General features: G+C 58.7%; 9 protein-coding genes. 8 read left to right on the forward strand and 1 reads right to left on the reverse strand.

All coding sequences use genetic code 11. The annotated features are described in order from the left end of the window. Positions 1-28: 28 nt before the first annotated feature. The 8 genes from ABFX19_RS03210 (at position 29) to ABFX19_RS03245 (ending at position 9,876) form a co-directional block, all read left to right on the forward strand. Positions 29-1,156 carry a J domain-containing protein gene (locus ABFX19_RS03210; RefSeq protein ID WP_346027433.1) on the forward strand — a complete coding sequence of 376 codons (1,128 nt, stop codon included), beginning with the start codon at positions 29-31 and terminating at the stop codon, positions 1,154-1,156. Then, positions 1,156-1,674 (forward strand): nucleotide exchange factor GrpE, encoded by a 519-nt coding sequence (locus tag ABFX19_RS03215; RefSeq protein WP_346027434.1) that lies wholly within the window; start codon positions 1,156-1,158, stop codon positions 1,672-1,674. The genes ABFX19_RS03210 and ABFX19_RS03215 overlap by 1 nt, the downstream gene beginning before the upstream one ends. Continuing rightward, positions 1,664-4,411 carry an FtsK/SpoIIIE domain-containing protein gene (locus tag ABFX19_RS03220; protein WP_346027435.1) on the forward strand — a complete coding sequence of 916 codons (2,748 nt, stop codon included), beginning with the start codon at positions 1,664-1,666 and terminating at the stop codon, positions 4,409-4,411. The genes ABFX19_RS03215 and ABFX19_RS03220 overlap by 11 nt, the downstream gene beginning before the upstream one ends. Position 4,412: 1 nt before the next feature. Beyond that, positions 4,413-5,015 (forward strand): hypothetical protein, encoded by a 603-nt coding sequence (locus ABFX19_RS03225; RefSeq protein WP_346027436.1) that lies wholly within the window; start codon positions 4,413-4,415, stop codon positions 5,013-5,015. Positions 5,016-5,045: 30 nt separating this feature from the next. Further along, the gene (locus ABFX19_RS03230; protein ID WP_346027437.1) at positions 5,046-5,306 is read left to right on the forward strand and encodes a hypothetical protein; all 261 of its coding nucleotides are present in this window, start codon (positions 5,046-5,048) and stop codon (positions 5,304-5,306) included. Positions 5,307-5,936: 630 nt separating this feature from the next. Beyond that, complete coding sequence (locus ABFX19_RS03235; RefSeq protein ID WP_346027438.1) at positions 5,937-6,401, forward strand: toxin glutamine deamidase domain-containing protein; 465 nt, start codon at positions 5,937-5,939, stop codon at positions 6,399-6,401. A gap of 797 nt (positions 6,402-7,198) precedes the next feature. Next, positions 7,199-7,360 carry a hypothetical protein gene (locus tag ABFX19_RS03240; protein WP_346027439.1) on the forward strand — a complete coding sequence of 54 codons (162 nt, stop codon included), beginning with the start codon at positions 7,199-7,201 and terminating at the stop codon, positions 7,358-7,360. Further along, positions 7,348-9,876: an AAA family ATPase gene (locus ABFX19_RS03245; protein ID WP_346027440.1), complete on the forward strand. Its 2,529-nt coding sequence runs from the start codon at positions 7,348-7,350 to the stop codon at positions 9,874-9,876. Before ABFX19_RS03240 ends, ABFX19_RS03245 begins: the two co-directional genes overlap by 13 nt. 169 nt (positions 9,877-10,045) lie before the next feature. On the opposite strand, the gene ABFX19_RS03250 is transcribed toward ABFX19_RS03245, so the two are convergent. After that, the gene (locus ABFX19_RS03250; protein ID WP_346027441.1) at positions 10,046-11,488 is read right to left on the reverse strand and encodes a Shedu anti-phage system protein SduA domain-containing protein; all 1,443 of its coding nucleotides are present in this window, start codon (positions 11,486-11,488) and stop codon (positions 10,046-10,048) included. Positions 11,489-12,196 lie beyond the last annotated feature (708 nt).

The following is a 12,196-nucleotide window of genomic DNA, read 5'->3' on the forward strand; positions in this document are numbered from 1 at the left end:
CCACCAATGAATCACGTAGAGGAAAACCGTGGCTGTCGTCAACTATTATGAGCTTTTGGAAATCCCGCACGGCGCGGATAGTGAGGCAATAAAGCAAGCTGTACGCAAGCATCGTCGGGAGTGGCGTAACCGTTCTGCGCATCCCAAAGCCGATACCCGGGCGCTTGCTGAGAAGATGACTCAGCACATTTCCGATGCTGAAGGAGTGTTGGTCGATCCTGGACGCCGCGCCGACTACGACCGGCAACTGGCCGCGCAACGGGTCGCTCCAGAACCGCAACAAGCGGGGCCTAGCCCAAGTTCTGGTGACCGCCGCGACTGGGCCTCCATCATTCGTCAGTATTTGGCTGCGGGTGATCCCTCCCGGGCGAACTATGCAGCACGTGAAGCAACGACCCAAGAGCCGGACAATGCTGAAGCATGGTACCTGCGCGGTTCATCGTCCGCATTGCTCCAGAATCAAACTGACGCGCATTTTGAACTGGGTGAGGCACTACGACTAGATCCGGATAACGCCGCGTACCACACAGAGCTGGGCGACCTGTACGCATCAGTGGAGCAATGGAGCCGGGCTCAGGAAAGCTATCAAAGAGCGAGCGAACTGGAACCGCACAACAAGTACTACCAGGTCGGCGTGGCGTCGATGCACGTCGCTCAACGTAGACCGGAACTTGCGTTGCCGATCCTTGAGGCGGCAGTCGAGCAGAGTCCCGATACCGAGTTCTTCCGCTATCATCTGGCTAGCGCGTTGACAGACCACATAACCGCCCAGTGGTCGAAGTTCGGCGACGATTCCCGGACCATCCTTACCGAGGCTCAACTTCTAGCGAGCAAAAAGGCGTTATCTCGAATCGAAGCGTTACGTGTTGATGACCCGCAACTACGTGTAGAACTCCTCGATATACGTCGGCTCGTAGAAGATGCCGAAGAAGTCAGGTGGCGGTGGGAGTCCAATTCCTGGATAGCGTACGTGTTGGCATTGCTGGTTTCAGTCGGGCTTGCTGTTGGCATTGGTGATTCTCCGCTTATCGGCCTGATAGGTTTCGGGGCAGGTGCGGCCGTTATTTTCTTCGCATTGAAACGTCACCGAGTGCCCGGTTGGCAATGGAACCGTCGTGGCACATCGGACTTTGTTCGGTCGACCGGTCTTCAGTGATGACGCCATCTGATGCCCCTGCCAGCCGGGACCCGGTACTCGAAGACATTCGAACTGAGCTCGCCAACCTCACAGATCTGTTTCGCCGTCGTCTCATGGACGATAAGGCGCGGAACTCGTTGTACGAGTCTCTTAAGGAGCAGGCACGCGTTTCTCAGAACCTGCTGAGCTATCGCGCCTTTGAGTCTCTCTTTCGAGAAACTCTGCTCGCGATCGACAGGCTCCAATCCGAGCCCACAACACCGCAGCTCGTTGAGTCGGCAGTGAGTGAGTTGCTCGAGGTATTCGCGCGCCGGAATCTCCGTCCGATCAACGACACTGAGGATTTCGATCCACGCCTGCACGAGGTGATCGGGACGGTGCCGGCGACCGAACGAGCGCCGGCTGGTTCGATCGTTGCTGTGCATCGAAGGGGCTACTCCCTGGACGACCGGCTGCTACGGCCAACTCAAGTGACAGTGGCGGTGGCGGGAGGTGGAACCGACGTCAGCGCCTCCCGGGAGCCCGATGACAACTAGGGTTGAACTAGCCGCCGAACGCTTGAAACAGGCACACGCCAACGCGCTCGGTGCGTTGGACGCTGCCTGCGCTCTTGCCTTCGACGCAGGGGCAGAAGCGGAACGCGCTGCGAAGACCGGGTACGAGAGGCATGTTGCAATTGCTCGTACCCGTGCCGCGCAGCACATTGCCGAGCACAGCAGCGCAGCGCGGGACTTGGGTGTGGAGCTGGTGAGGAGTGCCGACGATCCTCTCGCTGTAGCGGACTACGTGGCAGCTGGTACTTTATATCTTCCCGGGGCTGATAGCGGCGTGAACCAAGACATCGTTGTGCCGTGCGTCCTGCCCTTTATCGGACGGGGCAACGTTGTGCTCAATCTTGACGGGGAGCTAGGGACCCACCTTATCCGTCACTTGGTTTGGGCGGCCTATTCAGGAACTGCCCCAGGGCAACTGGACGTGATTGGGTACGACCCTACGCTAACCGGCCTGCTGTCTCCATTCGCAGGAATCAAGGAAGCATCAGAATCTGCTTTCACGGGTTTGAACCGCCCACGAGAGCTTTCGCAGGTCGTGGATCGACTCGTCGGAGATGTTCAACGAGTGAACGATCTTCTTCGCGGAACGGGTGACACGCTGCTCGACTTCCGGGCGCGTACAGGGCACCCCGTAGAGCGCTGGCAAGCACTTGTGCTGCTGGATACACCCGAAGGAATCGATGAGGAGACCTACCGACGACTGCTGTCGTTGGGCAAAGTCGGACCGGCTGTCGGGATCTCGTTGGTGTGGTTAACGAAGCCAGAGGCGGACAAGCCTGGTTGGTGGGACCAAGAGAAAGTGGAAAAGTCAGCGGAGGTTCTCGAGGCAAAGAACGGGGCGCTGCAGTGGCGTGCTCATCCCCAGTTTGCTCTGAGAATTGCCCGTCCCGCGGCCTCTGAACTGGTAAGGGAAACGAACTTTCTCGTTGCCAGCATCAGGTCGGCCTCCGTGCCTAGTGTCCCCTTCGAGCGCATCCAGCAGACCGAAAGGCGCTGGACTGATTCTTCCGCAGACGGCCTGACGTTCGCTATCGGGATGGCGGGACCCCATGTAGTCGAGGTCACGCTGGGCGATGAACGCCAGCAGCGCCACAATGTTCTCGTTACAGGCGCGGTGGGTCAGGGCAAGTCCAATTTGCTCAAAGTCATCGTCCATAGTTTGTGCCAGAGATACGCGCCAGAGGAGCTCCAGCTCTACATGCTCGACTTCAAAGCGGGCGTCACACTGTTTCCATTCGCTTCTATGCCAGGTGCCATTGATTATTTGCCACACGCGCGAGTGTTGGGGCTGGAGAGCGACAGAGACTTCGGGCTCGCGGTACTGAAACACTTGGATGACGAACTCGGTAGACGATCGAGACTCTTCCGGCCTTATGGTGACGACATCTCGAAGTATCGGGCCGCAGTTACCCAACCGCCGCTTCCCCGAATCGTGTTGATTATCGACGAGTTTCACATGATGTTCGAGCCGACAGACAAAACCGCCGAGGATGGGGCGCGCCTTCTCGAAGGGCTGGCTCGTCGAGGAAGGGCTTGCGGGATACACATAGTTTTGGCCTCTCAGACGATCTCGGGAATCGCTGCCCTGATGGCACGCGAAAACGGAATTTTTGCTCAGTTTCCCATCCGAGTCGCGCTGAAGAATGCGGTGGCCGAGTCTTTCGCAACGCTGAGTCAAGGCAACGATGCGGCGGCTCGGCTCCGTGCACGGGGGGAGGCAGTCCTCAACCAGGACTATGGAGTTGCCTCTGCTAATCAACAAGTTGTCATCGCTGTTGCTAATGACTCTGTGCTGAGTAGTTTGCAACGAGCATGGTGGGAGGCTGCCCGGCGGTCCGTCACGCCGCCGCTGGTGTTCGACGGCGCCCACCTCGTGCGCCTGAGCGAAGCGATATTTGCCATTCAAACTCTGCGGCGCCACGTGATGAGCGAGGGGAGGGCCCCGGCAGCACTGGTGGGTTATCCCATCGATATTTCAGGAACTCCACTGGCGATCTCGTTGCCTGATGACCCGGGCAGGCATCTGGCCGTGTTGGGTGCCGGAGAGAAGACCGGCAGCCTAGAAGAAGCCGAGAGCGCCACCAACAACGCCATCGGAATCCTTCAAGCGGCCAGCGTAAGCCTAGCGCTGCAGCACCCAGCCGGGGATGCAGATTTCGTGTGCTTCGATTTCCTTGATCATGTAACCGCGCGACGCAATAACTACTATGAGTGGCTGAACCTCATGGAGCGCCTAGGGTACCCGGTGCAGATTGTGCAGAAGGCGGACGTTGGCGCATATCTCCGAACGCTTGCCGACGAGTTACTTGAGGGAACGGTCGCGCGGCGGACGTATCTCGTTGCCTTCGGTTTGGATCGGGCGTCCAGCCTCGAGACGCCCGACGCTTTTGCTCACAGGCCGGTTGAGGACCTCCAGTTGATTTTGCGAGATGGACCGGTTCGAGGGATCCACCTCCTTGGATGGTGGTCAAATGCCGCCACTTTCAGAAATCACCTTGGCTTCGGGGGCGACGGCTTCATCGAAACTATGATCATGCTTAGACTCGACCAAGCATCAGTACAGGAGTTTCTTGGACCGTTTGTTTCTTGGTCAGTGAGAGACAACCGGGGGCTCGTGGCGGACCGAACACAGCTGCCTGAACCGACCACTGTGGTGCCGTTCGCACCGATGACTCTGAGGGACTCTACGTCTTTGCTAAAAGTTGACTGGGAGAGTTGAAATGACTGACCCTGCGCCCGTGGGTGGGAACGAACACTTCGCTAAGTACGAAGCCGCTTTGGTGGGGCTTCTCCAGGTGTCTGGTCGGCTTGAACAGGAGTTGGTTTCAGCAAGGGAGTCGCATGAGGCAGCCCTGTCCGCCGCGGCCGCTTTCGTCAATGGGGAGATGGACCGGCTTGACACGCTTCGCCGGACGATGATGACACGATATCGGACATCAGCCGAATCAATTCAGGCAGCTAAGGTGCTGGTTCCACTGCGGGTTCGACCGGCGGCGGGACAGCGCGGTGATGCCGATTCACTCTCCGCGACGATCAATTCGCAGCGGACGGCCGAGAAGGCAGTCGCGCTGGAGCTCCAAGCAACGGTGAACGCAGCGAAGCAGCAGGCGACCGACGATCAAGCTCGCATAAGGACCGGTCAAGAAGCGGCCGAGGCCCTCAGGAGGCGACAAGAAAAACTGCATAACGCGCGACAGGGCGAGGAGGCTGAGCGCAGGCGTGCCGCAGAGGAGCGCACGAAGCGCTCCCGTCAGTTGATTCTCGGCGGAGGCGGCGCGGCCCTCATCGTCCTCGCGATTATTGCATTCCTACTAATTTTGTAAAGTCCCACACCAGTAGAAAGAGGACCCACAATGTCTCAGCTCTCTCAGGTAAAGCAACAGCTCATCTCCATCGGCAGCGACGCGAAGACCACAGCCGCGGGCCTTCAAGGCTTCAAGAGCAAATTCTCGCAGGCGATTAATCAGATCCAGGCAACGATCGGGGGCAGCGCTCAAGGCGTGGACAAGGACATGATCCAAACCCTGCAGGCCGCCGAGAAACAGGTTGACGCCGCCGTTGCAGCCCTCCAGCAGGCGTCACAGGCAGCAGCTCGATTCGCATCATCCATATAGCGCCTTACACCCCAATTTCATGACTCATACTTTGCGTCCGATTTCCTCAAATGATCAGCTAGCGAGGTTGCCGCGGACCTGCGGAGTGGGGTGCTGCGCAGGACGACTGGCTCCTACGCGGGGGATGGGCATGGCGGTAGTGATTCTCAACCGTTGTTCGGTGGGTGTGGTATGAGTGAACTCCTGCAGCTCTGTCGGGTGCTGGAATCGGTGAATCAAGATGCGGACCGGCTTGCGGCCGAGCTCAGCCAGCGTGCCCAACGCTTGAGCCAGGCCGCGAGTCAAACGGTGAGTATAGCTAGCGGGTCAAACCGAGTGGAAGGTGCGCAGACAGCGCAGGCCCTCCAAGCTGCCTCCAAGGCCGCCCACCTAGCCGCACAGATGCTCCATCAAGCTGCGGTCGTTGGCCGAGGCTTCGTATCACGTTATTCGCAAATAGGGACCGAAAACCTACCAAGTCACGTTCAAAGGGACGTGGGGTTTACCACTGATGTCGGAGGGAACTCGCGCTATGTTCATCCAGTCGCTGAAGTTGAGTTGCACTTGCGGCAACTTGTAGGGGAATTCGGTGCTAAGAACCCAGAAGGGTGGATCACCGCCGGAAATCCTAATTACGCGACAGGTCTCCAAATGTGGACCAATAACTGCGGGCCGTGCTCGCGGTCGTTCGCAGACACGTTCCATGGCAAGAGCGCCCGGCCGGCACCGGGAGACTCCAAAGTGCCGCCCGGTGAGTACCAAGAGATGTGGGACGCCGTTGGTATACGACCCACTTCCAAAATGACGAACGGCGGGTCAGACCCAGCCGCTTTTACTGCATACGCCTACGGCGCTCTCGAAGCCAACCTCAGACGGGAGGGCCCCGGGGCTGTTGCCATCATCGGCGTCGACTGGGACGTTGCCGGAATACCGCGGGGGCAAGGCGGCGGACATTGGTTCAACGGTTACGTCGACAGCGGAGGGAACGTGCGGTGGGCGGATGAGCAAACTGGTCAGACAACAGGATGGCCGCCCGGGTACGCGGCCGACATATGGCAAATCGAGGCGGTGGTGAGGCCATCGGCCGATTCGGAATGGAAGGACCTTGTGCTGTGAATGATCGATCTCAGGCTTTGGCCGCGCTCAACAGTTGGCTTTCTGCGCGTGGGCAAGACACATCCACGTCTACGGAAGATGCTTGGAACGTTTCCGAGTATCGCGATGCTCGCGTTTTCAGTCCGGCTGGCGGTCGCCGCTCCAACGTCCTCTACCTCGTCCTTGGTGATTCCGTCGCGTGGTTCTCACCAGCACACACCACTCTCGATGAGGCATACTTGGCGCTCTCCGCACCCCATGACACGAGCGACTAGATGCAACTGGCCCTGTTTTGCACATTTCTACCCGGGACGGCTACACACGATAACGCCGAGACGATCGGATAGTGACACTCAGGCTGCCGTCTTGATGCAGCGAGTCGAGAGCTTTGTCGAACTGGAGCCGTCGCGCATGGGCTCCACTCACTCAGAAGGTCGTCGCGGCGAACGCCTGCTGCGAATAAGTCGACAACCTGCTGGTCGGCTTCCTGGGCGTTAGTTGATACCCGCGCTTGTCTGATCAGCTTGCCCGTGCAGCTCCTTAACATCAACCTGTCCGAACCGTCTCGCAACCTACTCCACAGTCAGAACTGTCGGCTGTCGCTTAGGAGACAGGGTAGTAAGACAGATTCCGACCAGCGAGAGGGGGGAGTGCTGGTGTCTCGGTCCGGTGTGTTGCAGCCCTAGGGTTTCGAGACAATTTGGTGCGTAGCGTTAGGGCCCCTTCACCGGGCATTTTTTACGGGCGGGTATAGGGGACACCGGCTACGGTCGGTGTCAAAAGCGGAACGATGCGGTGAATGCTGCAAGGATGATCAGATGAGCACACTCCTACCGAACGTCGATGATCTTGTCGCGGCTCTCCCTGAAACCAAGCAAACCGCAGACGCGCGAGAGTTAGCACTCGCTGGAGCTGTCGCCGAGACGCCCGCGGAGCTCGATCGGGCACTCGCCACGATCGTTGATGGATGGTTGGCCTAGTGACGGGTGAACAAGTAAGGCTTGAGTGGTTCGAGGTTCGCGGCTTCCGGGCATTTGGTTCCGAGACACGTCGCATGGATCTGACCTCAAACTTGGTAGTAATTCACGCGGGAAACAGCCAGGGCAAGACCAGCCTTGCGGAGGCTGTTGAGTTCCTTGTCACTGGTCGCAGTAGCCGGCGGGATCTGTTCGGCGGCGCGAAAGCTGAATACAACGAGAGCCTGCGCAACGCACACCTGCCCGCGGATGATCCGGTGTGGGTGGCAGCCGGGATTCGTGGTAAAGACGGCATCGTTCGGGAGGTGCGGCGCGATCTCATCTCCGATTTCTCCAGCGCGGCTGACTGCATGTCTCGTCTCACCGTTAGCGGCCAAGAAGTCTCATCCCTGTCAATACTTGGCATTGACACAAACGAAGGGGCGATAGCGGCACCGGTGTTGTTGCAGCATACGTTGAGATATGTCCTGTCAACTGAGCCCAAGCAACGTGTTACCTATTTCAAGGCCCTGCTCGCTCTGTCCGATCTGGACTTCCTTCGAGAACGTGTCCGTGCCCAAGCAACCGATCTCGAGCGGGTCTCGCCCGGTCCAGGGCTTTTGGCGCTGCAACGTCTCTCGCGGACGCAACTCGCTGCGTCAGCTACCGAGATTCAGCAGCTCGCCGGAGAAGATCGCCAAACGTTGCGCGTGGGCGTGGAAAAGGCCCTGCTCGCGGCAGGTACATCAGTTCTCGGCAGCGAGAGTGAATCGATTGAACATCTATGCGGGGCGCTCGAGCAAGCGGCACAGGAACGAAACGACCGAGTTTTCCCACTCTCTGACTTCTCAGCTGCGCTCCTCACGGAAATGCCCGTATTACCGGACATCAGCAAATACATCACTGAGATCCGTCGCGCCGACGAGGTCTCGGCAGCGCTGTTACCGGTTCTGACTGCAGTCCTGCGGGTGCCCGAAGTTGCACACATCGATCATCCCGTTGACTGCCCGGTCTGCTTGACCACCGATGGGCTCACGCCGGAGCGCATCGCGGATATCCAGACCCGCCTACGCGACACGACGCAACTCGCCGCCGCATCGTCTGCCGCAGAGAAGGCAGTCAGGGATTTCCGCACTCGGCTCCAAACATGGGTTGATTCAGTTGAGGGCTCAATACCGAGCGCCGCAGTCTGGGATGAAACCCGTGAGCTTGCAGCGGCCTCTGCAGCGGCGAGCCTAAGCGAGGACATCCCGGTTTTACTGACTGCTGCACTACAGCACGCCCGCGGCACGGCTGCAGATGCACGTAAGGTAGTCGACGCCGCCCAGAAAGTAGATGCCGCTGCCGCTAGGCTGAACGACCTTATCCATCGAAGAGTTGATATCCCACCCACAGCAACGCTCTCGTTAGCTGAGGTCCAACAGAGCCTTTCCGCATTCCTGAATAAGGTATCTGGTGATGAGGCGCTGACCAGATTGCGGACAGCGGTGGAACCGCTACTACGCACTCGTCTTCAGTCCGAAGGTACCCAGGACCTGCTGCACGTACTTGAACGGCTAGAAGAACTCGTTGAAGATCAGTACGCATTCCAGCGACGCACGGCAGCCCTCCAACGCTTGAACCGTGCCGACCGGTCCCTCAAAAAAGCTATTGGCGCCGTACTTGACGACCGCTTCACAACAATGAGCGACGCCATCATGAGGTGGTGGGGGTCGATCCGCCCGGAAGAACTCGTTGGATTTGCAGGAGTCAAACGCCGTGCAGCAGGTGCTATTTTCGTCAACCTCATTGCCGCGTTGCAGGCAGACACACAGGCCGACGCCGTCGAACGCGATGCCCTCGGTGTTTTCAGCGACTCCCAACTCAACGCGCTCGGACTCTCCACTTTTCTCGCCCGCACCGAACTCGTCCAGTCGCCTTTTGTATTCCTCGACGATCCCATCCCGGGCAGCGACGGAGACCATCGCCTTACTTTCTGTCAGAACACCCTGGCTGGGCTGCTTTCATCCGGCATGCAGGTAATCGTTACTACCTACGACCCAAAACTTGCCGAACTCGCCCAAACGGTTAACGAATCCTGGGAGCCAATCACCTACGACCTAACCCTTCTCAACATTGCCGAGGGCACCGAGCCGGCGCAAACCTCTGACCTGTTCAGTAACTACATGCTGCAAGGAGAAGACGGACTGAACGCTCCCACTGCGGTCGGCCGCCGTGGCGCATGCACCGCGTACCGCAGCGCAGCCGAACGGCTGGCCAAACAGATAATCGCGACAAATCGGACCGCTTCCGGGGATTCTACTACCGTCGCCGACATCGAGCGGGAAGCGTCAATGCTGGGGAACCTCATTCCTCTGCTGGCACCTTTCACTTTGTCTCCTGATGAGAAGGGGAAGTGGCAGGTGATACCGAAGGTACTCAACCCAGGCAACCATGATGACGGCGCGCCAAGCACGATCGAGTTAAAGCAGATTCGCGGCAACCTTCGTCAGATTGCGAAGGCCCACAGACAGAAATGGGGCAGCACTCTTATCCGCTGAAACTTTGTGGTTGCTGGCCTCGCGCACCTTTCCCGGGCCGGGCGGACTCTTCCCACCTCCGTCGGGCCAAGGGATCCTTCAGCGGGAGCGTCGAAGCGCTCCCGTCATGGGCTAGACGATGTCTCCGACGTTGAGCCGCAGGCACCTAGAGCGGCAAAGGATCCGCATGCTAGTCCTCGATGCAAGAAGCGTCATTGCTTAGAGCGGCGCCAGATTTCTGACTGGGAGGGGTATTGAGAGCCTCGCGCAGGTGCTTTAGGCGCTCCAGGACTTCGTCGAAGGTCAGTACCGTCACGTTACTCAGACCTCCACGGTAGCGGCTGAACGAGTCACGTTGTTCCGCGTTGAGCGACGAGGCTCTTCCAGTGATGACGGCGCCGCGTAGTTCGTTCACCGTGTCGAAACCAGATCCCGGAAACAAGACCATGGCATACTCAGCGGCCGACGCCATCTGCGATTGAACCTGCGCGATCGGTCCCCCCAGATCATCATGCGGACTGTAGACCGCGCTGGAGTCTTTCCCTCGGTAGGTTCCGGGTCTCATCAAAGCCGCCCCGGGCGTCTTGATCTCCACCAGGACCACAGAACGGGTGACGGGGTTCGCGCATAGGAAGTCGGCAATCCGAGATCCGCTGCCGTCGAGACCTTGGCTCTTTACCGTGACCTGTTCCTTTTCGACGACCAGAGGCGTGGAGAGGATGAGCTGGAGAGCGAAATGGTTGTTCCCGAAGAACTTCTGCCAGTGGGGTTCACTGTTCGCTTTCGGGCCCTTAAGGTTTGATTCGAACTCGGCGATGAGGGTGTCCAGTGACACTAGCTCGATGTCGTCTCGCAGCTTGACCAGGCGCTGTGGATCTTCTTGAGCGATCTTGGGGGCGGCGTTAGTTACCGCGTTGGCGAGCGTGACTCGGTCCTCGACCGTGGTGACGTGCCCTGTAGCCACCTCTTCGGTGATCGCCCGGATCACCGGGTGCGTGGTGTACTTCGGGTCCACGTTCTTCGAATGGAGCAAGTCCTTAAAAGTGTTGTGTGCTTCGGCGTCGTTAACTCGCTGAACGGCAGACTGCCCACGACCCCGGTTGCGCTCTACGGCCGCGCGATATCGATCAAAGCGTTCGAGCGTGACACGGTAGGTGGATCCATCCGGGCTGGCACCTTCGCCTCCCTTTTGCAGGAAACGGATGATAGTGCACTCGGTTTGGTCTTCAATTTCCTTAATGAATCCCCTGTAGCTCTTGTTTATACCGAGACCGAAAGCGTAGATGGAGTTGAAGCCCTTCGGTAGCTCTGCCACTTGAAGGCGGAAAAAGCGGTCATTCTCGTAGCTGTGAGTACTGATAGACCATTGCGGAAGTTCGATCTGAAATTCTTTGATCTGGCCAGAATGGCCACTCGGAAAGATCCGCAGTAACTTCTCGCCCAGTCGGTACCGCAGGGCCTCGTACGGGACAGCGTGGCGTTCGTTTCCGATGTAGGTCAGCACGGACTCATCCTCGTCGCTGGTGAGCTCAAGTCGGCCTGAAACATCGGTGCCTTCGACTTCGGTAGCCTCGGCGGCGTCAAATTCCTGATCCGGTTCTACGAGTCCTTCGTCAAATGGATTCCTGAGCATAGTGGTCTCCCTGATGGTGTCCGTCCTGGCGGGTAGTGCGGGTACCCAAAAGTCTCCCATGGTGAACATTCTGGTTTAGGAGCGGTGCTGCGCTGAGGTTCGACCTACGCAACTGCTCGATCCAAGGAGTACGGCTGCGGCCGAAATCACCGGAACCCATCCAGCTCCGGTGCAACGCCGGCGTCAAGTTCATCGGCGCTCGTATAAAGCGCGCGTGAGCCCGTGGTCATCGGGCGTCCAGCACCCGTATGGAGATCCGTCGCCGGCGCGCTCCCGACAAGGCGTGGATGGGATGAATGCGATCGCCTTCTCCGAGCGAGAGCGTCTAAAGGAAGTGTCTCGTACTTTTGTCTTGCATCCCATGGGTTACGAGATCTTTCTGGCTCGAAAGTCCTGGCAGCAGAGATGCCGAGACAGAACACCGCAGAACGCTGGGAATCAAACCGGTACTTCGAACTGTGTCCCTCACAATTCATTACAGCACTGAAAGACCGGCTCGTCGTCGAGTGGGATAATCCCGCAGCCGGCACAGGAGTGCCAACTCTGTCACCGCCGCGCGGATGCCTGTGTTGGAGATCGCCGACCGGGACAAGATCCCCTTCCCCAGCTTCGACGGCGTACTCCTCCCCTACCACCAACTGCGCGACATGGTTGATGATCCCCGCTACGCCGACTGGCGAACTGCTCTTGCAGAGGTTCAGGGAATCT

It is taken from the genome of Arthrobacter parietis (assembly GCF_039530425.1).
Taxonomy (GTDB): domain Bacteria; phylum Actinomycetota; class Actinomycetes; order Actinomycetales; family Micrococcaceae; genus Arthrobacter_D; species Arthrobacter_D parietis.